Source organism: Sinorhizobium chiapasense, assembly GCF_045277575.1.
GTDB classification, from domain to species: Bacteria; Pseudomonadota; Alphaproteobacteria; order Rhizobiales; family Rhizobiaceae; genus Ensifer; species Ensifer chiapasense_A.
Window position 1 is genome coordinate 295042 of sequence record NZ_CP144206.1, and the last position, 22865, is coordinate 317906.

The following is a 22865-nucleotide window of genomic DNA, read 5'->3' on the forward strand; positions in this document are numbered from 1 at the left end:
ATGACGTTCGCCGCCAAATCTGACTATCTACTGGAAACGCTCTGGGTGCCGGTCGGTACCGCCGACAAATCGGTCTATGCGCTGACCCTCACCAACAATTCGGACGGGCCGCTCAAAGGCTTTCGCCTCGGCGTCTCCGGGCCTGCGCGCATCGATCCCGCCGCGGAGATCGAAGGTGGCAGGCTTCTGATCCGGCTATCCAACTACGCGGAGTTCGCGCCGCCGGAAGGTTTTGAGCTGAAGCCGGGGGCGACCTGGACATTGAAGGCGCGTGGCATGAGCTTCGAGCCGCGCCACTGGACCGACGGCGCCAATGCCGCCTTCCTGGTCCTGTCCGACGGCACGATGGCGCCAGTCGCGGTGCTTGCCTCGCGGGCGCATGGCGACAATGCCGAACTGAAGCGCGGCGCTGCCGTCTATCCGGTGCCGAAGGTGGCGCCGGTTCCTGTGTCGATCGTGCCGTGGCCGCAGGTGGTTTCCGTTTCGGGGCAGGTGGTCGTGCCTCCCGGTCTCGACCTCAAGCCCGCGGGCGACGAAGCCGCACACGCCGCGAAGGCTTTTGCCGACCTCACCGCAAGCCTGTTCCCGGTCGAGGGTATCGTTCGATCGGCGTCCGAGGGCGGTTTCCCGGTCGCCGTCTCGAAAGCGGCCGATCTCGGTTCGGAGACCTACACGATCCGCTTCTCTCCCGCAGGCGTTGCCGTTTCGGGCAGCACCGAGACGGGCATGCTTTATGGCCTGATCACGCTCGGTCAGGTCCTGCGCGGCGCGCGTTTGCATCCCGGCACCTTCCTGTTCCCCTCGGGCGGGGAAATCAAGGACGAGCCGGCACTTGCCTGGCGCGGCACGCATCTCGATGTGGCCCGGCAATTCTATAGCACCGCGGAGGTAGAGCGCTTCCTGCGGCTGATGGCCTGGAACAAGCTCAACCGCTTCCACTGGCATCTGACCGACGACGAGGCCTGGCGCGTCGAAATCGACGCCTATCCGGCCTTGACGGAGATCGGTGCCTGGCGCGGCCACGGCCGCAAGATCCCGCCATTGCTCGGTTCCGGTCCACAGCCGACCGGCGGCTATTACACGAAGGCGGCGATCCGGGAGATCGTGGCGCTGGCATCGAGCCTCGGCATCGAGGTGATGCCGGAGATCGACGTTCCCGGCCATTCCTATGCGATGCTGCAGGCAATCCCCGAACTGCGTGATGCGCAAGAAGCTGGAAGTTATTATTCGGTGCAGGGGTTCCCCGATAATTGCCTCAACCCGGCGCGCGAAGAAACCTATCGGGTTCTGGAGACGATCTTCGACGAGTTGATCGAACTGTTTCCGATGCGTGCCATCCATGTCGGCGCCGACGAGGTGCCGCTGGGCGCCTGGTCCGGTTCGCCGGAGGCGCTCGCGCGGCTTCGTGCGCTTGCTGGTGACGAGGTCGCCGAAACGCACGCCAAGCGCCTGAACGTCGTCACCAACACCCATGGCGCCGATGAAATCGACGGTTCGGGTGCGGCGGTGCTGCAGGCTGAATTCCTGGCGCGCGTCCAGGCCTATCTTGCCAGCCGCGGCTGCGTCACCGGCGGCTGGCAGGAGGCAGCACATGGCAACGTCATCGACAAGGCCAAGTCGCTGCTCTTCGGCTGGCGCACGGTCGAGGCTTCGGCGGCTCTTGCCGAGGAAGGCTACGACATCGTCGTCTGCCCCGGCCAAGTCTATTATCTCGACATGGCCAACAGCCCGGCCTGGTCGGAGCCGGGCGGTAGCTGGGCCGGCTGGTCGGATCCGGAAAAGCTCTACACCTTCGACCCGGTGGAAGGCTGGACAGACGAACAGAAGAAACATCTGCTCGGCGTGCAGTGCTGCATATGGTCCGAGCCGATGACCGATCGCGCCGTCTTCGACCGGCTGGTCTTTCCGCGGCTTTCAGCGCTGGCGGAAACCGGCTGGACGCGACCGGAACGCAAGTCCTTCAAGCGCTTTGAAGCACTGGTCGGGTTGATGCCGGTTCTCTACGGCTTTTATGCCGCGGAATAGGCGTTGAGCAGCGTCTGGGCTGTCGCTGTCGACGGGACCGAAAGGCAGCGAGATCCAAAGCGAACGGCGGCGAAGGCCGCCGTTCTTCGTTCTGGAGGTCGTTGCGCCCGAACGCACGCTCGGGCGGCTTGGGGCGGTTTGGATTTTCCTGCTTGTGTGCCAAGACGTGGCACGCAAAAGTGCGCGTCGATCTCGCGTTGGCGTCTACGCAGATGTCAGCGCTCCCTATCCCGAGGCTAAAATAGCGATGCGAAGACTTCCTGGATTGTCGGCGATGAAGGTCTTCGAAGTGGTCGGGCAAACCCGCAGCTTCACGCGGGCGGCCGAGCGCCTCAACCTGACGCAGAGCGCCGTCAGCCGACAGGTCCGCAATCTCGAGGACGAGCTTGGCGAGGACCTCCTCATCCGCCGCCACCATCATCTCGAACTGACCCCCGCCGGCACGGAGCTTCTGGCGACGATCCAGGCGGCGTTTCACAGCATCGAAGTCTCGCTGCGCAGCATCACCGAGAAGAGCAACCAGAATCGCTTACGGATCAACGTACCGCCGACCTTCGCCAAGCGCTGGCTGCTGCCGCGTCTCGTTCGATTGCGTGAGGTCATGCCGGATGTGGACGTCAGTATCAGCACTGAGGCCACGGACACGCTTGCCGAACGCGGGCTTCTCGACTGCGCCATCCGTTTTGGCGACGGCGAGTGGCCGATGCTGGATACGAGCATTCTGATGACGGAGCGACATGTGGTCGTCTGCGCGCCTTCCCTGCTTGAAGGGGTTAAAGTCGAAGTGCCGACCGATCTTCAGTGCTTCACCTTCCTGCATGTGCTGGCCTCGCCCGACCGGCGCTATCTGACCTGGCGCCACTGGCTGGATGCGGCGGGTTTCCAGGATGTCGACACCCGCGGCGGCCTTGAGTTCGACCTGCTCGATCTCGCGATCGAGGCGGCTTGCGCCGGGCTGGGTGTCACCGTCGCCGACCGCTCGATGGTGCGTGGGCAATTGCAGTCGGGACAATTGGTTCAGCTCTTCGACGTCGAGGTCGAGGGCCATGAATCCTACTGGTTCGTGGCGCGACCACAATCCGGAAGCGATCCCAAGGTGCAAGCGTTCCGCGCCTGGCTGCTGGCGGAGGTCGCGACTGAGCGGACCGCCTGAGCCAAGCATTCCTTTTTGGAATGCTCTCATCGAAAATTACTCGCTTGTGCCCTCGTCTTCATCGTCGCATCAGTTTTCGGGACGGTTCCAGTCGGGGAGGGAGCCTGGGCCGTCCCTCGTAATGCGCTCTCCCGCCAATCTGCTTTCCCGCGTTGCCACAGGCGCGCAGACAGCGGCGAACCTTTCCGAGATGCTATGGGCCCCTATCGCAACTTCTCCGGCGGTCGTTTCATCGAAAGCGCGTCTGCGGCCATGATCGAGGTCGGCAATCCGGCAACGGCCCAGGTCTTCGCGTCGGTGCCGGCAGCAACGGACGACGAGGCGAGGGAGGCGGTCGATGCCGCGGCGAAGGCGCAGCGCGCCTGGGCGGCGCTGCCGGCGATCCAGCGCGGCGATGCGCTGCGCCGCCTTGCGGCCGCGCTGGAAAGTCGGGCCGAGCACATTGGTGCCGCACTCGCAAAAGAGTCGGGCAAGAGCCTTGCCGATGCGACGGCCGAAGTGATCTACGGCGCCGAACTGATGCGCTACCACGCCGAGTGGGCCCGTCGCATCGAAGGTGAGGTGATCGAGAGCGACAATCCAGGCGAGACGCTTCTCCTCAAGCGCGCGCCTATCGGAGTGGTCGTCTGCCTGATCCCGTTCAATTATCCGATCTACACGCTGGTGCGGAAGATCGCACCGGCGCTCATTGTCGGAAACGCCGTCGTCGTGCGGCCGAGCAACAACACGCCGACCTCCGCCTTCGTCTTTGCCGAGGCCGTCGTCGAGGCAGGCTTGCCGGAAGGACTCGTCAACATCCTGACGATGTCGCACGACGTTGCGAAGACGCTCTGCACTCACCCTGGTGTCGGCATGATCACGCTGACGGGAAGCGTGTCGGCTGGTCGTGTCGTGCTCGAATACTGCAAGGAAAATATTGCCAAGCCGTCGCTCGAACTAGGCGGCAAGACGCCCGTCATCGTCGAGCCGGACGCGGATCTTGATGCCGTCGCGCAGATGATCATCGCCGCCAAGACCGCCCATTGCGGCCAGGTTTGCACCAGCGCGGAGCGGCTCTATGTGCACGAAAGCGTACATGATCGGCTGCTCGCCAGGTTGCGCGAAGGTTTTGCCGGCCGCGCCTTCGGCGACCGCGCCGAAGATGCTACCCGCATGGGGCCGCTCGCCAACGCCGCCGCACAGAAGCGGGTTCACGCCATGGTGGAGCAGGCGCGGATGCAAGGCGGCGTCGTTGAGACCGGTGGCTACCTGCCTGGAGGAGACGGCTATTTCTACCCGCCGACGCTGATTTCCGGCTGCCGCCAGGAGATGGAGATCGTCCGCGAAGAGGTCTTCGGTCCGGTGCTTGCCGTTCTCCGTTACTCCACCTTCGAAGAAGCGCTTGCGAAGGCGAGCGACCATCAGTTCGGCCTGAGTTCGGTGCTCTTCACCGAGAACTATCGCACTGTCATGCGCGCCAGCGAGGCGATCGAGGCCGGCGAACTCTATGTCAACCGCCTCCCGGCCGATCCCTATCAGGGCTTCCATGCGGGTTGGAAACGTTCGGGTCTCGGCGGCGACGACGGCAAGCACGGCATGCTGGAGTTCACCCAGACGCGCCTCGTGGTGCTCAAACATTAAACCTTTCGAGATGCGCAAGTCCGGCACGAAACCGGAACTGCCACCGACATCAATACCGGGCCGATGGCGGAGTTCCCGCTACCGCCCAGGGGGAGGAGACGGCCTGTGAGCTCAATCGCTGAAACCGAAATCGCCACCCTGGTTCTGATGGTCCGCCTCAAGAAAAAGGGATGACACCCATGAAAATCGCGTCTCTCAAGACCCATGCCGTCGCTGTGCCGCCGCCGCATCTGGGCGGAATGTACTGGATCTTCGTGCGCCTCACGACCGCCTGTGGCATCGAGGGCATCGGCGAGATCTATGCGACCTCGTTCCATCCGAGCGCCATGACGCCGCTGATCGAGGACGTCTTCGAGCGTCACCTGCTCGGCCATGATCCGCATCAGATTGAGCGCTTCTGGCGCTCGGCCTATTCGAGCGGCTTCACCCAGCGTCCTGATCCGACGATGATGGGCATCGTCTCCGGACTTGAGATCGCTTGCTGGGACATCATCGGCAAAGCGGCCGGCCGGCCGGTGTCAGACCTACTCGGCGGAACGGTGCACGAGAAGCTGCGCGCCTATACCTATCTCTACCCAAAGAACGCCGCCGGCGAGTTCGATTTCAACGACCCGGATCTTGCGGCCGAATGCGCCGTCGAGATGGTGAAGATGGGGTTCACTGCGGTCAAGTTCGATCCTGCGGGTCCCTACACCAACTATTCCGGCCATCAGCTTTCGCTCGGCGTGATGGATCGCTGCGAGGAGTTCTGTCGCAAGATCCGCGACTCGGTCGGCAGCAGCGCGGATCTCCTCTTCGGGACCCACGGCCAGATGGTGCCGTCCTCGGCCATCCGGCTGGCGCGGCGCCTGGAAAAATATGACCCGCTCTGGTTCGAGGAGCCCGTTCCTCCAGGTCAGGAAGCGGCGATGGCCGAGGTCGCGCGTGCGACTTCGATCCCGATTTCGACCGGCGAGCGCCTGACGACGAAATACGAGTTCCAGCGCGTGCTCGAACTGAAGGCCGCATCGATCCTGCAGATGAACGTCGCACGCGTCGGCGGCCTGCTGGAGGCGAAGAAGATCGCCGGCATGGCCGAGGCCCATTACGCCCAGATCGCCCCACACCTCTACAACGGTCCGGTGGGCGCTGCGGCGAGCATCCAGCTCTCGGCCGCGACGCCGAATTTCCTGATCCACGAGGCGATCCTCGATTTCTCCGGTTTCCATGCGGATGTGCTGAAGACCAAGCTCGCCTTCGAGGATGGCTACCTCATTCCTTCGCGCGAGCCCGGGCTCGGCATCGAGCTCGATCTGGAGGTTGTCGAAAAGCACACGCCCTATACCGGCGAGCGTCTGCACCTGCAGATGGACAGCCGGCCGGCCGACGTGAAGGCCTACGCACCGGCGCGCGGATAACTTCGGCGATAGGACTTGGAGATGATCCACGATTATATCGTCGTCGGCGCCGGGTCGGCAGGCTGCATCCTGGCGAGCCGCCTCAGCGAGAACGGCCGGCACCGCGTCCTCTTGATCGAGGCGGGCGGCAACGACAATTCCTTCTGGTTCAAGATCCCCGTCGGATATGCCCGCAGCTATTACAATCCGCGGGTCAACTGGATGTATTCGAGCGAGCCGGAGGGCGAGTTGCAGGATCGCCGCATCTACGTGCCGCGCGGCAAGGTCCAGGGTGGCTCCGGATCGATCAACGCGATGATCTACGTGCGCGGCGCGCGCGACGATTTCGACGATTGGAAAAAAGCCGGCAATGCGGGCTGGGGTTATGACGACGTGCTGCCCTATTTCCGTCGGCTCGAAACCCATGCGCGCGGATCGTCGGAATGGCATGGCGGCGAAGGCCCGATCCACATCACGCCGATGCGCGGCATGACGCATCCAATCACCGACGCGTTTCTCCAAAGCTGCGGATCGCTGCAACTGCCGCTGAATGAGGATTTCAATGGCGCCTCGATCGAGGGGGCCGGCGTCTACGACGTCAATACCAATAGGGGCCGCCGCTCGCATTCGAGCGCGGAATATCTTCGGCCGGCGCTGAAGCGGCCGAACCTCACGATCGAGCGCTACGCCCAGGCCGAGCGGCTCGTCTTTGGGGACGATGGGCGCGTGACCGGCGTCGATGTTCTCCAGAATGGAGAGCGGCGGCGTTTCACGGCCGGGCGCGAGGTCATTCTCGCCGCCGGCGCGGTCGGCAGCCCGCAACTGCTGCAGCTCTCCGGGATCGGCGATGGCGGGAAACTCTCCACGCTCGGTATGGAAACGCGGCGGCACTTGCCGGCCGTCGGCCAGAACCTGCAGGATCACCTCTGCGCCAGCTTCTATTATCGCGCGACGATCCCGACGCTCAACGACGAATTCGGCAGTCTCTTCGGCCAGATGCGCCTCGGCCTCCAATATCTGCTGACCGGCAAGGGTCCGTTCTCGATGAGCGTCAACCAGGCCGGCGGCTTCTTCCGCGGCAGGCCAGACGAAGAACGGCCGAACATCCAGCTCTATTTCAATCCTCTGTCCTATCGCATCCCGAACGATCCGAAAGCGGGCCTGAAGCCCGAGCCCTACCCGGGCTATCTGATCTGCTTCAATTCCTGCCGGCCGACGAGTCGCGGCAGCATCTCGATCGCGTCCGGCGATCCCGCGCAAAAGCCGCTCATTCGCCCGAACTACCTGACGACCGACCGCGACATCGATGAAGTGCTGCAAGGTAGCCGGCTCGTCCGTCGGATCGCCTCGGCTTCGGCACTCTCTTCGCTGACCGTGGAAGAGATTTCGCCGGCGCCGCGCGTGGAAAGCGATGAGGCCCTAATGGACTATTTCCGCGAAAACTCCGGGTCGATCTACCATCTCTGCGGCACCTGCACGATGGGGCCGGATCAGGCGACCTCCGTCGTCGACAGCAGCCTGCGGGTCCATGGCGTTCCGGGTTTGCGCGTCGTCGACGCCTCGATTTTCCCGAACATCACCGCCGGCAACATCAATGCGCCGACGATGATGGTTGCGGAAAAGGGCGCCGATCTCATCCTGGCGGATGCGGCCTGACGCGGGGCCCGAATGGTCCACCGTTCGCTGGCTGGGGAACCCGTCGAGCGCTGGCCGCGAATGCAAGCGCTACGATTGGCGAGGAGTGAATTGCCATCGCCGATCGAGCGTGGCTATACTCCGTTGACTTCATAGCTGCCCACAATCAGTGCTTGCCTGACCAAGAGATTGTTGCCGCCGCGCTTGGCGCGGTGGGGGCGTCCGCGTCGCGGCCGTCGGCAAAGCACTGCGTGCAACGCCTGCGAGGGAGAGACGCATGCTGAGTTTCCGCTTGAAGAGCCTGCCCGTTACCTTGTTTCTTGCGCTGAGCCTGGCGCCCTTAGTGGGCCGAGCGGCCTCGCCCGAGCCCGTGAAGGCCGAGCATGGCATGGTTGTCACCGCCCAGCACCTGGCATCCGATGTCGGCGTTGCGGTGTTGAAGAGCGGCGGCAATGCAGTGGATGCCGCTGTTGCCGTCGGCTACGCGCTTGCCGTCACTTATCCGACCGCCGGCAATATCGGCGGAGGTGGTTTCATGACCATCCGCTTCAAGGACGGCAAGACGACCTTCCTCGATTTCCGCGAGCGGGCGCCACAGGCGGCGACCAAGACCATGTATCTCGACGACAAGGGAGATGTCGTCAAAGGGCTGAGCACCGAGGGCTATCTTGCCGTCGGCGTGCCGGGGCCGGTCATGGGCTTCGAAGTCGCCCGCAGCCGCTATGGCACGAAGCCGCTGGCCGAACTGATCGCGCCTGCGATCGCGCTTGCCAAGGACGGCTTTGTGCTGGAGCAAGGCGATATCGACTCCTTTGATGGCGAGACCGATAGGCTCTCCAAGGATCCGGCGGCGGCCGCGATCTTCCTCAAGGACGGCAAGCCCTTCGTGGTCGGCGAGAAGCTGGTTCAGACAGATCTTGCGGCGTCTCTGTCCAGCATCGCCGAAAAGGGAACTGACGCCTTCTACAAGGGCGCGATCGCCGATGCGATCGTCAAGGCCAGTGCCGATAAGGGCGGCATTCTGGCGAAAGCTGACTTCGAGCGCTATGCGGTGCGCGAGTTGGAACCGGTCAAGTGCAACTATCGCGGCTACGACATCGTTTCCTCGCCGCCGCCATCCTCCGGCGGCGTCATCATCTGCGAAATCCTCAACATTCTCGAAGGCTACCCGCTCTCCTATATGGGTTACGGCGCCGCGGATACGGTTCACGCGATGATCGAGGCGATGCGCCACGCCTATGTCGACCGCAACACGTCGCTCGGCGATCCTGATTTCGTCGAAAACCCGGTCGCCAAGCTCACCGATAAGGCCTATGCGAAGGAAATCCGCGCCAAGATTGATCCGTTCCGTGCCGGCGTCTCCGCGGTGCTGATCCCCAAGGGCTTCGGCGAAAGCAAGGAGACGACCCACTATTCGATCATCGACGACGAGGGCAATGCCGTCGCCGTCACCTATACATTGAACGGCTCCTTCGGTGCCGGCGTGGTGGCGCCTGGAACCGGCATCCTGCTCAACAACGAGATGGACGACTTCACCGCCAAGCCTGGCGTGCCCAATCTCTACGGGCTCGTCCAGGGCGAAGCGAACGCGATCGCGCCCGGCAAGACGCCGTTGTCGTCGATGAGCCCGACGATCATCGCCAAGGATGGCAAACCCTTCATGGTGATCGGCAGCCCCGGCGGCGCCCGCATCATCACCATCACGCTCGAGGCGATCCTCAACGTCATCGATCATCGCATGAACATCCAGGAAGCGGTTGACGCGCCGCGCATCCATCACCAATGGCTGCCGGACAAGGTTTTCATGGAGCCCTATGCCCTCTCGCCCGATACCCGCAAGCTTCTGTCTGCAATGGGCCATAACGTCCAGATCGACGAAAGCTGGACGATCTGGGGGCAGGCGACCGGCATTCTCGTCGGCGGCGAGAGCCTCTCCGACATCGAGGCCGGCGGCGGCGCCCGCTACAACGGCGCGGTGGACAGCCGCATCGGCGCAGGCGCGGCACGCGGCTACTAAAGCTTCGGCGAGACAATGGCGGCAAGACGGTGCCGTCTGCGAAAGCGGCGGATCGGCGGTTTGCCGCGCGTTTTCGCAGGTGCGATCACCGGATGCTCGCGCGAAAAAGATTTGAAAGCGCTTTTGATTGAATTTATTATAGTTTCCAGAGCGTGCGCCGCACGCGGTCGTACGCTTTGATCAAGCTTCATTCGTGGAGGTTGTCATGGCACTGATGGAAGGAAAGAAAGCGCAGGACTGGATCAATCTGGTTCTCGCCGTCTGCCTGTTCATCTCCCCCTGGATCATGGGCTTCGTTGTCGAGAGCGTTCCGGCGTGGAACGCCTGGGCCGCCGCCGTCGTGCTCGGCGTTCTGGCGATCGCGACACTGGCCATGTTTGCGGAATGGGAGGAATGGGCAAGCCTCATCGTCGGGCTCTGGCTGATCGCTTCCCCCTGGCTGCTCGGCTTCTCGACCAGCGCCATTCCCATGTGGACGCATGTCGTCCTCGGGGCACTGGTGACTGCGCTCGCGATCTGGTCGGTCTGGGACGAACGGCAGCACCCGCATGCGCATGCATGATGATGAGCAGCGAAGGTCGCGGCCCGGCGCCGCAGCTCCGGGCCGCGAACAGATAGCGTAATTCGGTGCAATCTCCTGTATGCCGCTTCTCCCGGAATGAGAGCAAATCCTGAAAACGTGCAGAACGATCTTCTTTCAGATTTGCGTGATTTCAAAAAAAGTCGCCCGCTGCCGTGGACCTCGTCGAGTTGTGCCGGGACGCCACCGCCCCTCAGGTTATCGATGACTCGTCCGCGGTTTCCCTCAGGCGCGCCATTACCAATCTGGTTCAGAATGCGATCGAGCAAGCCGGAAACCTGGCGGAGCGCGACGGGGTAGCCCCCAGACGGCGATCCTGGCGTTATCGAGGCAGAGCGCCCACAAATGTGGAAAGACACGGAGTTTAACCTAGTCGTACCAACAATTTCGGCGGGTTAGCGCTGCTGCATCTCCGCAAAACGTTCCTAAGCGCGCTCTAAGTATCTGAAATTGTGATATATTTTTCGTGATTTGGGAGGCTCTCTTGATAAGTTTGCGGCCGTCGAGGACGACGATCGTCCATTAGCTCGTGCTACGCGCGAGACATAGCTCGTGAGGACCTCGTCCTCGGAAAAAAGGTACTTGGAACAAGCCGCTCAATCGTATCCTCGCGGGTATCGATGGACTTTTCTCGCGTTCGGGTGTGCGATGTGGTCGCGGGTTTTGTGCTGGTTACGGATTAGACTAGGATCGGCTGAAGAATGGGACGAGCCGTCCCACCAATCTGGATTACCACCAAGAGGGAGATTTTGCGGGAATTTCGTTGTACGTAGACCGCCATTGGTCGAAGTACGGACGGAGTTCTGCGGGCAGTGATTGCGCGAACTGCTCATCCAGGGGAAAATGAGGCATCGAGGCTGCGATCGCGGCGAGCACTGCGGAGCCTTGCTTCGCATCCTTGGGTCGTTTTAGAAAGTCGCGCTGATCGTGTCCCACCGAGTGGTGTAGTTCGGCGGTAGCACAGCCGCTCGCGAGCGCGCCCCCAAATGGCGCTGTAGCGAGTGAGGGGCTGTGCGGGCGGCCATCAGTGTTTTCCGCTAGGGTCGGGTTGTTCAAGACACAACCTGACGGAAAGATCACTGATGACCACTGACATGATGAACGTGCGCTCGCTCGTTGAGAAGAGCGCTGATGCCGATTTGTTGCGCGAGATGATCGGCTTTGCCGCTGAACGGCTGATGGAGCTGGAGGTCGGCTCAGTTACGGGTGCAGGGTTCGGGGAGAAGAACCCGATGCGGCTTGCACAGCGCAACGGCTACCGTGACCGCGATTGGGAGACGCGAGCTGGCACGGTCGAGCTTCGCATTCCGAAGCTGCGCAAGGGCAGCTACTTTCCGACCTTCCTCGAACCGCGCCGCATGGCAGAGAAGGCTCTGACGGCTGTTATCCAGGAGGCGTATATCCAAGGAATATCGACGCGGTCGGTCGATGATCTGGTCAAAGCGATGGGGATGAGCGGCATCTCCAAAAGCCAGGTGTCGCGGCTGTGCGAGGAGATCGACGTCAAGGTGAAGGCGTTCCTTGACCGCCCCATTGAAGGCGAATGGCCCTATGTTTGGGTCGATGCGACCTACCTCAAGGTCCGGCGTGGCGGCCGGATCGTCTCGGTCGCCGTCATCATTGCGGTCGGGGTCAACAGCGACGGTCGGCGCGAAGTCCTGGGTATGGAAGTCGGCACATCGGAAGCTGAGCCAATCTGGACGGAGTTTTTGCGTCGGCTGACACGGCGAGGTCTACGCGGGGTGAAGCTGGTTGTCTCCGATGCGCATGAGGGCATCAAAGCTGCCGTTTCCAAGGTTCTCAACGCCACATGGCAGCGGTGCCGCGTTCACTTCATGAGGAATGCGCTGGCACATGCCGGAAAGAGCGGGAGGCGAGTTGTTTCCGCCTTCATCGCTACAGCCTTTGCCCAGGAGACGCCGGAGGCGGCCAGCGCTCAATGGCGCAGCGTCGCCGACCAGATCAGACCAAAAGTGCCGAAGCTCGCCATGATCATGGATGACGCTGAAGACGATGTGCTCGCCTACATGACCTTTCCGAAAGAGCACCGGGCGAAGTTGCACTCGACGAATCCGATTGAGCGTCTCAACGGCGAAATCAAACGCCGCACCGAGGTCGTCGGCATCTTTCCCAACGATGAAGCCATAGTCCGTCTCGTCGGCGCATTGCTCATGGAGGCGAACGATGAGTGGACCGTCCAGCGAGGCAGATACCTGACCCTTGAGACCATGGCTCAAATGAGCGATGATCCCCAAATCAGCTTGCCCGCTGTGGCCCGCTGATAATCGCTCCGACCTGGGGCGGAAAGCACGGCAATCAGCCGCCAGCTACACCACCTACGTGGACACGATCGTCGCGCTTGTCTTGATCGGCCATCCAAAGCTTTTGAAGCGCAAAGTACCGAGGATCGGGAACGACGAGCCGAGCCGGCGTCCCATCTCGCCCTACAACAACGCGGTTCACATGCCGACCCAACAATAACCATTCCTGCTCTGGTAGGGGAAGCGGACTGGGCTTGTCGTTTTGGAGCATGTTGCAAACCGTAGATGGCGCAGCTAACAACTCGAACTCAAACGCTTTTGCGTTTCTGGCCTGGAAGGTTCTCTCTGTGTTGACTGTATAAGTGCTGTCGGCTGCCTTCAACATGGACATGACGCCGTCGCGGGTTTCGTCCTTTATAAGCGCCGACCACGTCATGTCGAAGTCATCGGTCTCATCGGGGGCGTCATTTATGCGCCCGCCGGCTTCGATGTTGTAAGCCGGCATAGCGTTTGTACCCACAACTAACAGCTTATCCCCCAGCATTCGACGCTTGTCAGCCTCCCTGAGGATTTTAGCCGCCTCCGAAGGTATCTGTGGTAATAGGAGGGAGCGATAGAGTGCGCAGGTTTCAGCTAATCTCTTGCGGCTTTCTAGCAGTCGTCCTTCTAGGTCTTCCTTAGTGCGGAGGAACCGTTCGTAGGCAGCTTCGGTTTTCTCAGACCTGGCCCCGAGACTTTTCGCGTTCCCGGTTCTGTCGAGCAATTCGTAAAGGTATTGTTTGCCCGAGCGTTCTGCCCATTTCATCCCGTAAGGGAGCGTTATCAGGGCGCGTTCTACACCCAGCCACACGTCATAGTGTTGCTGGATGTTGATGAGAACACGCCGCTGTTCATCAGTGTAGAGGGTTACGATTTCAACCATAAAGTTTTGTCCTGCAAATTCTAGTTTTTTTAATTTTGCAGGACAAAAGTAATAAAAACAATGATATATTTTTTATTGTCAACGCCGTATGGTTGTGGTTTGTGTTCCTGTTTGCCGATTGCAACCAGCGGGCGCGCGTTCTCCTGCCATCCGCAACCGAAGCGCGCCCAGTTTACGTCAGAGCCGCCCCCAAAGGCGGTCGATAAGAACAACAACAACAACATAACACTTCCCATCGCCCCTGCTTTGTCCTAGAAGGCACCCTGTAATCCGGTCGCAGCCTACCCGGTCAAAACAAGGACACACCTATCATGAAGACCATCGTCATCTGCTCCGGCGGATTGGACTCGGTATCGCTTGCCCACAAGGTCGCAGCCGAGCAGGAGCTTATTGGCCTGCTCTCGTTCGACTACGGACAACGACACCGCAAGGAACTGGACTTTGCCGCCGCCTGCGCCAGGCGCCTCGACGTTCCGCATCAGATCATCAACATCCGCGCGATCGGCACCCATCTCACCGGATCGGCACTGACGGATGACGTCGACGTGCCCGACGGCCACTATGCCGAGGAAACGATGAAGGCGACGGTTGTTCCGAACCGCAACGCCATCATGCTCGCCATTGCCTTCGGACTGGCGGCGGCACAGAAGGCGGATGTGGTGGCCGTCGCCGTGCATGGCGGCGATCATTTCATCTATCCCGACTGCCGACCCGGGTTCATCGATGCGTTCCAGGCGATGCAGAACCATGCACTCGATGGCTACGCCAAGGTCGCACTCTATGCGCCCTACGTGACGATCTCAAAGGCGGATATCGTCACCGACGGCGCACGCCATGCGACCCCCTTCGAAGAGACCTGGTCGTGCTACAAGGGCGGTGCCCGCCACTGTGGCCGCTGCGGCACCTGTGTCGAGCGACGCGAGGCCTTCCACCTCGCCGGCATTGCGGATCCGACCGACTATGAGGATCCGGATTTCTGGGTGGCTGCGACCTCGGCATATGCGGCAGAGGAGGTGAAGTGATGTTTCGGATTACCAAGGAGTTCCATTTCTCCGCTTCGCACCAGCTGAAGAGCCTGCCGGCCGACCATCAATGCGCCCGGCTGCACGGCCACAACTACGTCGTCGAAGTCGAACTCGCTGCCGAGGAATTGAATGTCCACGGTTTTGTCCGCGACTATCACGAGCTGGCACCGCTGAAGCGCTATATCGATGAGAGCTTCGACCACCGTCACCTCAACGATGTTCTCGGCCATGACCAGGTGACGGCCGAATATCTGGCGAAGCATTTCTACGACTGGTGCAAGGCGAGGCTGCCCGAAACCTCGGCGGTGCGCGTCAGCGAGACGCCGAAGACCTGGGCGGAATATCGGCCATGACCGGGCCCGGCGAAACGCGCATCCGCGTCAGTGAGATCTTCGGCCCGACGATCCAGGGCGAGGGCATCCTGATCGGCTTGCCGACCGTGTTCGTGCGCACGGGGGGCTGCGATTATCGTTGCAGCTGGTGCGATACGCTGCATGCCGTCGACAGCGAATACCGCGACCAATGGCTGCCGATGACGGTGGAGGAGATCTGGAGCGAAGTGATCCGGCTATCCGGCAGCAAGCCGCTCACGGTCTCGCTATCCGGCGGTAATCCGGCGATCCAGCCGCTCGGACCCCTGATCGCGCGCGGGCGAAAGGATGGCTACCGGTTTGCCCTGGAGACGCAGGGCAGTATCGCGAAGGACTGGTTCGCCGATCTCGACGTCCTGGTGTTGAGCCCGAAGCCGCCGTCGAGCGGGATGGAAACGAATTGGCACGACTTCGACGACTGTCTTTTGATGGCGGCGGAAAAGCCTGAGGTGGCGCTGAAAATCGTCGTGTTCGACGAGCGCGACTATGCCTATGCGCGTGAGGTCGCGGCGCGTTATCCGCATCTGCCGCTCTATCTGCAGCCCGGCAACCACACGCCGCCACCGCCTGATGACGACAACGCCACCGTCGATATCGACGGTATCATCGACCGCATGCTCTGGCTCGTGGGCAAGGTAACGGAGGATCGCTGGTTCGAGGCTCGCGTTCTGCCGCAGTTGCATGTTCTGCTCTGGGGCAACAGGCGCGGGGTGTGACGCCCCGCGATTGGACAAAGGCCCTGGGCTATGCTCCAACGGTGGAGAATGCGTGGGGGGCGGTCATGCAACTGAACACCAAACGTGTCTACGAGCCGAAAGCAGACAGCGACGGAATGCGCATTCTCGTCGATCGCCTGTGGCCGCGGGGTTTGACCAAGGCGGAAGCCGCGGTCGATCTCTGGCTGAAGGAGATCGCGCCAACGACGGAACTGCGCCGCTGGTTTCATGGAGACCAGGGCACCTGGGCCGAGTTCAGCAAACGTTATCTTGCCGAGCTCGACAGTAACCAGGCCGCGGTCGAGCAGTTGCGCAACCTCATCGCCGAAGGCCCAGTGACCTTGCTCTACAGTGTGAAGGACGAGACGCACAATCACGCCGAGCTCCTCAAGGATTATGTCCTGATGCCGCGATAGACGAGGCGTCAGCCCGGCATCACGTGGCTGCAGTGGGTGTCCCGAAGCGGCTGGCTATGCGCGCAGTGATGCGGCGCCAGTCATGCTGGAAGGGGAAGCGTCGGCCGGTCTGCGAGCGAAACTCAGTCCGCCGAGCTGAAACGCCTGTGACGGCAACGGGTATGCGGGGCGCTTCCGGCGCGGCGCAATGTTGTATGAAATTTTGTCGATTGTCGACGTCGGGATGGGAAAGCGCCGCACGTCTTAATCTCGACGGCGGTTTTGGACCGCGCTGACAACAAGGAGATTGAGAATGTTTCGTACCGCTTTGATCGCAGGCGCACTGCTGATTTTCGGCAGCGCGTTTGCCGAGGCCGAGCCGGTTGGTAATCGCGTCGATGTCAATGGCATGAAGATGTATTACGAGGTCTCGGGCAAAGGCGAGCCGCTGGTCGTGCTGCACGGCGCCTATATGAACATTCCGTCGATGGGCACGATCATCCCGAAGCTTGCCGAGACTCACAAGGTCTATGCGGTCGAGTTGCAGGGCCACGGCCGCACGACCGATATCGACCGGCCGATCACCTATCCGAACCTGGCTGACGATGTCGCCGCCTTCATGGATGCCGTCGATCTCGAGAAGGCCGATGTCTTCGGCTATTCGATGGGCGCGGCTGCCGGCCTGCAGCTCGCGATACGGCATCCGGAGAAGGTCAACAATCTGGTGGCCGCATCCGTCGCCTATGATGCCGAGGGCTGGCAGCCGGAGTTCAAGACGATCATCCCGCAAATGACCGTTGAGATGATCGTCGGCCTGCCCTTTGCCGAAGACTATCGCAAGCTCGCCGCCAACCCGGATGGCTTCCCGGAACTGGCCCGAAAGCTCATCCAGCTCGAAAAGGAGCCGATGGCCTGGGAGGCTGACGTCAAGGCTCTGAAGGCGCCGGTGCTGATCATTGCCGGCGATGCCGACGTGGCGACGCTCGAACACAACGTTGCGCTGTTTCGCCTGCTCGGCGGCGGAGCGATGGGCGACATGGGCAAGCCGCTTGCCGCCTCGCGCCTTGCGATCCTGCCGGCGACGTCGCACACCGCGGTCATCAACCAGACGGATCTCCTGTACGCATTCATCGAGCCTTTCCTGAAGGGCGAGACGCCAAAGGGCATGTTTCCGTAAGTGCGAGACTGCCGCGAGAGCGATGCATTGGTGGGTGACTTCCCCCCATTGTGGAGCGATCGGCCTACAGCTTGTTGCTCCGCAACCGCCATGCGCCGTTGCGGAGAGTAGCTGCCGATTGCCGATAGTGAATGGCGGAACCGTCGCGGTGGTCCATAAAGGCGCGCGCTTCCGCTGAGGGCGGGACGGCTTCATCGAGGTTCTGCGGCGCCTCATCTGCCGACAGATACGCGGGCCCCGTCGGCCCATCGTCGATGCGGCCGACGAGATGAACGAAATGAAGCGTGTCCTCGGCAAATCCCTGAAGCTGAGGATCGTAAAGGCTCTCTTCGATCCACGCCAGCATGCCGGTTCCACCATCGAGCACGGCGATCCGGTGGGGGACCTCCGGCGGGGCCGCATAGGCGACCAGAGCGATGAAATCCCCTGTGGCTGAAATCCTATGGTCGAGCAGCCATTCGCCCACAAGGGCCTGGCCGTCGAAGGTACAGGTGAAGACATCGCGGGACAGATCGGTATCCGTGCGCAGAAAATGCCACCGAACAGGCTCCCCGTTATTCAGCGGCGCGCTCTCGATTGATTCCGTGGTGCCGTCGCCTTCGACAAGCGGCAGGCACTGATGAATGACCGGCTGTAGATAGGTCCGGCCATCGATCTCCAGCGGCGCATGCGCATAGCTGTTGAGCCGCCCGAACCGGCCATAACCAAGTTCCGGCTGAGCCAGCGTCCATGTAACCACCAGGTGAGCCAGACCGAGGGCGGTGAGGCCGTCACGGCTGGCATAGGGGCGGCTCGCGCCGATGTCGTGCCCTCTCGCGATCTCCCGCCATCCGTTCGCTGTGTCCCAGGACCAGTAACCGCTCTCGTCGCGGTGGTTCTTTCGGTTTGCGAGGCAGGCGAACGCATTTGCATCGTCCCGCCAGACGAAATCCAGGTAGCTCGTCGAGACGAGCAGCCCACTCGCCACGCCATCGACGACGAGTTCGGCCATCGGGTGATAGAGTGGGTCCAGCGGCGCTTCGAGCGCCATCAGGCTGTCGGGCAGATAGGCAATGCTGGTGATGCCAGGGGCTCCCGCCGGGCCGGCTGGCAGAGAGGCTCCGTTGCGGTCGCATATGTAGGCCCAGTCTTTTGCGGGGATCTTAAGATCAGCGACCGTCACCATCTGTTCCTTTTCGGCGCTGGCGATCAGTTCGGCGATCTGGGCGGTGTAGGTCCGGTTCGAGGTGATCGGGCTGTGGCGACCGGTTATCGTCGTTTCGGTGACGAGGTCGATCTCCCAGAATGCTGTCACATCGTCGCAGCGGTATAGGATATGGCTGCGGCGATCGTAGATCAGCAGCCCCCATTGCCCACGGGAGGGGCTCGGCGAAACGAAGTATTGCCCATCCGCCGAGAAGCCGGTCGAAGAACCCGCCCCGAGAATGACGCTGCCATCGGGGAAAAGGTAGTCGCAGATTACCGGGCCGCCCATGGCGATCTCATGACAGGCAAGCACGCGCAGGCTCTCTCCCTCGGGCGTGACCGGAACCGGACGGCCCCAGGCGCTATTGTCGCTGCGCGCGATAGGCTCTGCGTCAGCGGTGGGAGGCTCCGGTGTCCGCTTGATCCGCATGCCTGTGCGTTTTTCCCAGAGGCTTTGCAGCCAAAGGAGGAACAGGAAGCAGGCAACGCCGGCGAGCACGGATGCCACCGTTCCGGCCATCAGCATTGCAACGGCATAGCTCAGGCCGAAGCAACCGCCGAGCATCCATACGAAGGTATGGTCGACCTTTCCAAAGGTGCGATCTTCGATCCACTCGGCGGCCATGGCGCCGGCCCAATAGGCGACAGCAAACGGCAACGGCAGATAGAGCGGGATCACGAAAGGCACGACGAGGAATGCAAGGTTGAGCGCCAGCCGCAGCAGCAGCACACGTATCGGCTGATCGCTCGGGTCGGTCATGCGGACCGCCGGCAGAATGCACGGCTGACGTCGACAGCTATTGGCTGGCAGTCGACGTCGATATGGCTGCGATCGGGGCGCACAATCATTATCCGTCGTTCGGTCTGGTGCTGCATGCAAACGACTCAGGCGGGCAAGGGCGTTTGATGCCAGTCGATACCACAGATTTGCACCAGAAGGCGCACGCCATGTTCTATCGCGGTACGGCTGGTGATCGACGGGCGCCAATGGGCGCAGTGAATGCGCCCATTCCAGTCGGAGCCTGGAGCATCCTTTGTACGTTCATCCGAACGCACGGATACGCTAGCGCAGGCGTCGGCCGTCAGCGTCGAACACCAACGCGACGGCCGGGTCGAAGTGGGCGGCGATGCTGTCGCCGGATTTTAGGCTGCGGCCGTTCTTCGTTTCGATGACGATCAACTCACCGTCGCCGTGGCGAGCATAGGCAAAGGTCTCGCCGCCGAGATGCTCCAGCATGTCAATCGTCAGAGTGAGATGGGCCGCGCCACTTTCGCCGAAATGCTCGGGCCGGATACCGATCGTCACGGTGCTGCCGGGTGCGGCGTCCTTCGCGGTAACCGGAAGCGTCGCATCGCCGAAATCCGGCAGACGGACGTGTTTTTCCCCGCCGGCGCCCGCTTCGACGATCCCCTTCAGGAAATTCATCTTCGGCGAACCAATGAAGCCGGCGACGAAGAGATTGGCGGGATCGTCATAGAGATCGAGGGGTGAACCGACCTGCTCGACCACGCCGCCGCGCATGACGACGATCTTGTCGGCGAGCGTCATCGCCTCGACCTGATCGTGGGTGACGTAGATGATCGTGGTCGCCAGCTTCTTGTGCAGCCTGGCGATCTCGATGCGCATGTGCACGCGCAGTTCCGCGTCGAGATTGGAAAGCGGCTCGTCGAAGAGAAAGATCTTCGGATGCCGCACGATCGCCCGGCCGATCGCCACGCGCTGGCGCTGGCCGCCGGAAAGCTGCTTCGGCTTGCGGTCGAGCAGCGGTCCGAGTTCGAGAATATTCGCCGCCTCGCCGACGCGTTGTTCGATCTCAGCCTTCGGGACCCCGGCAAAACGCAGTGCGAAGCCCATGTTTTCCCTCACAGTCATATGCGGATAGAGCGCATAGGACTGGAACACCATGGCGATGCCGCGCTTCGAGGGATCGACATCATTCATCCGTGCGCCGTCGATTGTAAGATCGCCTGATGTGATCTCTTCGAGGCCGGCAATCATCCTGAGCAAGGTCGACTTGCCGCAGCCGGACGGTCCGACGAAAACGACGAACTCACCGGACTTGATGTCGAGGTCGACCCCCTTGATGACTTCGAAGCCGCCATAGGATTTTCTGACGTCGTTGAGTTGGAGCTCGCTCATGCAGCCGCTGCCTCGTTGGCGATTGCCGAAAGTTCCAGTCTTGCCGACCCAAGTCGTGTCGAGGCCACCGCGACCGCGATGCCGCCGGCAGTCCCCGTCGTCTCCATCCAGAAACCGGTCGAGCCGCCCTGGAAGACGAGGCGTTCGGGCCCGAGCAGGCGGGCCGGCCCGGTGACGGTGACGTCGACCGCATCGTTGAGGAACGGCAGCACGTTGCGGGCCTGATCTAGCGCACGCACGATCACTCGGACGCTGTCACGCCCTTCGGCTCTCAGCGTCGTGCTGTCGGCGACGACCTCCAGCGTCGTCGGCACCGGATCGGCGACCATGCGGAGGCTGGCGACGGCCTTGCCGTCGATGAAGCCGGTGAAAGCGGCATCTTCCCACTTCATGCCCCAGACGCCAAGTTCGTCCTTGGTGAAGTGGCGATGGTCGATGACGACGGGCGGATGCGGCAGATGCGGGAAGTTCTCCCGGTCCGGACCGACGCGCTTCACCAGCGAGCCGTATCTCAGCTCGACCTCGTCGCAATTGGTGAGCACGATCAAGGGCAGCACGCCGCCGATATTGCGCTCGCCGCGCGCCCAGAAGGTGACCGGCTTCATCACCACTTCCTCCGACGGTTCGCACTGGCTGGCATAGACATAGGCCGCGAATTTCGGCTGGCGGAACATGTCCATGACACCGTGATAGCAGATCCGGTCGCCGGAGCCGAAGTCCTTGTGGGTGTTGTAGTCGAACATGCACCAGCCGATGGCGCCGGAAATGCTTGGGTCGCCGTGGGCGGCGTTCAGCACCTCCAGATGCCGGCGCACGTGCTCGGCCTGACGCTGCTCCTGGTCGTAGATCTTCGTCGGAAACATGTGGCCGCCGAATTCGGTGATGAGATAGGGCACCTTGCGATTAAGCCCGGTGCATTCCTGCTGCGGGCGCAGCGCCGTGCGCGGGCGGTTTGCCCCCGGCAGCTCCTCGTTGCCGAGAATGAAGTCGTTCATGGTGTATACGTCTTCGAGGAACTCGCTGTCGGTGATGTAGCGCACGCCGCCCGTCTGCCGCGTCGGGTCGAGCGCGCGGGCCAGCCGGTTGGTTTCGACATAGAAGTCATGCGAGTCCTGCGATTCATTGATGCGCACGCCCCAGATGATGATCGAAGGATGGTTCCAGTCGCGCTCGATCATGCGGCGGACGTTCAGAATCGCCTCCTGTTTCCACGCCTCGCCGCCGATATGCTGCCAGCCGGGGATTTCCTCGAACACCAGCAGGCCGATGCGGTCGCAATGGTCGAGGAACCATTTGGACTGCGGGTAGTGCGAGGTCCGCACCAGATTGCAATGCAGTGAGTTCTTCAGCATCTCCGCATCGCGCTCCTGTGCCGTGCGGCCCATGGCATAGCCGACATAGGGGAAGGCCTGATGGCGGTTGAGGCCACGGATCTTGAGCGGCCGGCCGTTGAGCTTGAATCCATCCGTGGTGAACTCCGCCGTGCGGAAACCGAAGCGCGAGGAGTGGCGGTCGCTGCCGCGATCGCTGCGCAGTTGGACTTCGATTTCATAGAGGACCGGATCGTCGATATCCCAGAGCGAAAGTCCGGTGAGGCCGGTCATCTCCAGCGTGACGCTGTCACCACGGGTTTCGGTGACGGCTTCCGCCAAAACCTTGCCGTTGGCGTTCTTGAGCAGCGCCGTGATTGTACCGGCGAAGGTCAAGCCTTGCGGATTGGCGAGATCGCAGCGGACCGTGACAGACTTATCATCAGCGAGCACGGCACGGGTCTCGATCTTGATATTGGCGACCGAAACCGCGTCGGTGACCTTCAGCCACACGTCGCGATAGATGCCGGCATAGGTGAGATAGTCGATGCGGCCGCCGAACGGCGGGGTCTCCGGGTTCTCGCTGCCGTCGATCTTGACCGTGATCAGGTTGTCTCCCTCCCGCAACCTGTCCGTCAGCCGCGCCTCGAAGGGCGTATAGCCGTCCTTGTGGGCGACGATTTCTTCGCCGTTGAGGTAGACGACGGCGTCCGCCATGGCCGCGTCGAAGACGAGCGAGACTTCGCGGCCATGGAACTCGCGACGCCAGGCAAGCACCTTCTGATAGGTGAAGGTGCGTTGATAGGAGGCCTCGTCGAAATAGTTGAACGGCAGTTCCACCGCATTGTGCGGTAGGCTGATGGGCTTGCCCGTCTGCAGGCGGCCGGTTTGCGTGGCGGCGAAGCCTTCGGAAAAGACCCAGGTGTCGTTGAAAGAGGTAACAGAACGCATGATCAT

Annotated in this window: 18 protein-coding genes; 13 read left to right on the forward strand and 5 right to left on the reverse strand. The window is 62.0% G+C overall.

Annotated elements, in window-relative coordinates; all coding sequences use genetic code 11:
- The 8 genes from QM996_RS20315 to QM996_RS20350 all read left to right on the forward strand — a co-directional run bounded on the left by QM996_RS20315 (position 1) and on the right by QM996_RS20350 (position 12688).
- Positions 1-2025 carry a beta-N-acetylhexosaminidase gene (locus QM996_RS20315; protein WP_334197867.1) on the forward strand — a complete coding sequence of 675 codons (2025 nt, stop codon included), beginning with the start codon at positions 1-3 and terminating at the stop codon, positions 2023-2025.
- A 274-nt stretch (positions 2026-2299) separates the two neighbouring features.
- Positions 2300-3178 carry a LysR family transcriptional regulator gene (locus QM996_RS20320; protein ID WP_500270462.1) on the forward strand — a complete coding sequence of 293 codons (879 nt, stop codon included), beginning with the start codon at positions 2300-2302 and terminating at the stop codon, positions 3176-3178.
- Positions 3179-3373: 195 nt separating this feature from the next.
- Positions 3374-4798: an aldehyde dehydrogenase gene (aldA, locus tag QM996_RS20325; RefSeq protein ID WP_334197869.1), complete on the forward strand. Its 1425-nt coding sequence runs from the start codon at positions 3374-3376 to the stop codon at positions 4796-4798.
- A 179-nt stretch (positions 4799-4977) separates the two neighbouring features.
- On the forward strand, positions 4978-6195 hold the full coding sequence (locus QM996_RS20330; protein ID WP_334197870.1) for a mandelate racemase/muconate lactonizing enzyme family protein: 1218 nt from the start codon (positions 4978-4980) through the stop codon (positions 6193-6195).
- Between the two features lie 21 nt (positions 6196-6216).
- Entirely contained in the window at positions 6217-7830 is a 1614-nt protein-coding gene (locus QM996_RS20335) for a GMC family oxidoreductase (protein ID WP_334197871.1), read from the forward strand.
- 256 nt (positions 7831-8086) lie between these two features.
- A complete protein-coding gene (ggt, locus tag QM996_RS20340; RefSeq protein ID WP_334197872.1) occupies positions 8087-9826 on the forward strand; it encodes a gamma-glutamyltransferase in 1740 nt (579 codons plus the stop codon).
- 205 nt (positions 9827-10031) lie between these two features.
- Positions 10032-10388, forward strand: a complete 357-nt coding sequence (locus QM996_RS20345) for an SPW repeat protein (protein ID WP_334197873.1) — start codon at positions 10032-10034, stop codon at positions 10386-10388.
- A 1100-nt stretch (positions 10389-11488) separates the two neighbouring features.
- Positions 11489-12688 (forward strand): IS256 family transposase, encoded by a 1200-nt coding sequence (locus QM996_RS20350; protein ID WP_058328756.1) that lies wholly within the window; start codon positions 11489-11491, stop codon positions 12686-12688.
- Positions 12689-12722: 34 nt separating this feature from the next.
- Here the strand turns inward: QM996_RS20350 and QM996_RS20355 are convergent, their stop codons facing one another.
- On the reverse strand, positions 12723-13589 hold the full coding sequence (locus QM996_RS20355) for a GSU2403 family nucleotidyltransferase fold protein (protein ID WP_334197874.1): 867 nt from the start codon (positions 13587-13589) through the stop codon (positions 12723-12725).
- A 29-nt stretch (positions 13590-13618) separates the two neighbouring features.
- Positions 13619-13813 (reverse strand): hypothetical protein, encoded by a 195-nt coding sequence (locus tag QM996_RS20360; RefSeq protein ID WP_334197875.1) that lies wholly within the window; start codon positions 13811-13813, stop codon positions 13619-13621.
- An 87-nt stretch (positions 13814-13900) separates the two neighbouring features.
- Here QM996_RS20360 and queC point away from each other — a divergent pair, with 87 nt between their 5' ends.
- The 5 genes from queC to QM996_RS20385 all read left to right on the forward strand — a co-directional run bounded on the left by queC (position 13901) and on the right by QM996_RS20385 (position 17273).
- Entirely contained in the window at positions 13901-14611 is a 711-nt protein-coding gene (queC, locus tag QM996_RS20365; RefSeq protein ID WP_334197876.1) for a 7-cyano-7-deazaguanine synthase QueC, read from the forward strand.
- Positions 14611-14967 (forward strand): 6-carboxytetrahydropterin synthase QueD, encoded by a 357-nt coding sequence (gene queD / locus QM996_RS20370; RefSeq protein WP_334197877.1) that lies wholly within the window; start codon positions 14611-14613, stop codon positions 14965-14967. Before queC ends, queD begins: the two co-directional genes overlap by 1 nt.
- The gene (gene queE, locus QM996_RS20375) at positions 14964-15701 is read left to right on the forward strand and encodes a 7-carboxy-7-deazaguanine synthase QueE (protein WP_334197878.1); all 738 of its coding nucleotides are present in this window, start codon (positions 14964-14966) and stop codon (positions 15699-15701) included. Before queD ends, queE begins: the two co-directional genes overlap by 4 nt.
- A gap of 65 nt (positions 15702-15766) precedes the next feature.
- Positions 15767-16117 (forward strand): DUF488 domain-containing protein, encoded by a 351-nt coding sequence (locus tag QM996_RS20380; protein ID WP_334197879.1) that lies wholly within the window; start codon positions 15767-15769, stop codon positions 16115-16117.
- A gap of 292 nt (positions 16118-16409) precedes the next feature.
- The gene (locus QM996_RS20385) at positions 16410-17273 is read left to right on the forward strand and encodes an alpha/beta fold hydrolase (RefSeq protein ID WP_334197880.1); all 864 of its coding nucleotides are present in this window, start codon (positions 16410-16412) and stop codon (positions 17271-17273) included.
- A gap of 64 nt (positions 17274-17337) precedes the next feature.
- Here QM996_RS20385 and QM996_RS20390 read toward each other — a convergent pair whose 3' ends face one another.
- The 3 genes from QM996_RS20390 to QM996_RS20400 all read right to left on the reverse strand — a co-directional run bounded on the left by QM996_RS20390 (position 17338) and on the right by QM996_RS20400 (position 22859).
- Positions 17338-19218 (reverse strand): hypothetical protein, encoded by a 1881-nt coding sequence (locus tag QM996_RS20390; protein WP_334197881.1) that lies wholly within the window; start codon positions 19216-19218, stop codon positions 17338-17340.
- Between the two features lie 303 nt (positions 19219-19521).
- Positions 19522-20598, reverse strand: a complete 1077-nt coding sequence (locus QM996_RS20395; RefSeq protein WP_334197882.1) for an ABC transporter ATP-binding protein — start codon at positions 20596-20598, stop codon at positions 19522-19524.
- Positions 20595-22859, reverse strand: coding sequence for a glycoside hydrolase family 2 protein (locus QM996_RS20400; RefSeq protein WP_334197883.1), 2265 nt, complete (start codon positions 22857-22859; stop codon positions 20595-20597). Before QM996_RS20400 ends, QM996_RS20395 begins: the two co-directional genes overlap by 4 nt.
- Between the last annotated feature and the right edge of the window lie 6 nt (positions 22860-22865).

Bases quoted from the DNA above. Each gene is read 5' to 3' on its own strand.
- QM996_RS20315 (WP_334197867.1), top strand. From the start codon at position 1: ATGACGTTCGCCGCCAAATCTGACTATCTACTGGAAACGCTCTGGGTG.
- QM996_RS20320 (WP_500270462.1), top strand. From the start codon at position 2,300: ATGAAGGTCTTCGAAGTGGTCGGGCAAACCCGCAGCTTCACGCGGGCG.
- aldA (WP_334197869.1), top strand. From the start codon at position 3,374: ATGGGCCCCTATCGCAACTTCTCCGGCGGTCGTTTCATCGAAAGCGCG.
- QM996_RS20330 (WP_334197870.1), top strand. From the start codon at position 4,978: ATGAAAATCGCGTCTCTCAAGACCCATGCCGTCGCTGTGCCGCCGCCG.
- QM996_RS20335 (WP_334197871.1), top strand. From the start codon at position 6,217: ATGATCCACGATTATATCGTCGTCGGCGCCGGGTCGGCAGGCTGCATC.
- ggt (WP_334197872.1), top strand. From the start codon at position 8,087: ATGCTGAGTTTCCGCTTGAAGAGCCTGCCCGTTACCTTGTTTCTTGCG.
- QM996_RS20345 (WP_334197873.1), top strand. From the start codon at position 10,032: ATGGCACTGATGGAAGGAAAGAAAGCGCAGGACTGGATCAATCTGGTT.
- QM996_RS20350 (WP_058328756.1), top strand. From the start codon at position 11,489: ATGACCACTGACATGATGAACGTGCGCTCGCTCGTTGAGAAGAGCGCT.
- QM996_RS20355 (WP_334197874.1), bottom strand. From the start codon at position 13,589: ATGGTTGAAATCGTAACCCTCTACACTGATGAACAGCGGCGTGTTCTC.
- QM996_RS20360 (WP_334197875.1), bottom strand. From the start codon at position 13,813: ATGTTGTTGTTGTTGTTCTTATCGACCGCCTTTGGGGGCGGCTCTGAC.
- queC (WP_334197876.1), top strand. From the start codon at position 13,901: ATGAAGACCATCGTCATCTGCTCCGGCGGATTGGACTCGGTATCGCTT.
- queD (WP_334197877.1), top strand. From the start codon at position 14,611: ATGTTTCGGATTACCAAGGAGTTCCATTTCTCCGCTTCGCACCAGCTG.
- queE (WP_334197878.1), top strand. From the start codon at position 14,964: ATGACCGGGCCCGGCGAAACGCGCATCCGCGTCAGTGAGATCTTCGGC.
- QM996_RS20380 (WP_334197879.1), top strand. From the start codon at position 15,767: ATGCAACTGAACACCAAACGTGTCTACGAGCCGAAAGCAGACAGCGAC.
- QM996_RS20385 (WP_334197880.1), top strand. From the start codon at position 16,410: ATGTTTCGTACCGCTTTGATCGCAGGCGCACTGCTGATTTTCGGCAGC.
- QM996_RS20390 (WP_334197881.1), bottom strand. From the start codon at position 19,218: ATGACCGACCCGAGCGATCAGCCGATACGTGTGCTGCTGCTGCGGCTG.
- QM996_RS20395 (WP_334197882.1), bottom strand. From the start codon at position 20,598: ATGAGCGAGCTCCAACTCAACGACGTCAGAAAATCCTATGGCGGCTTC.
- QM996_RS20400 (WP_334197883.1), bottom strand. From the start codon at position 22,859: ATGCGTTCTGTTACCTCTTTCAACGACACCTGGGTCTTTTCCGAAGGC.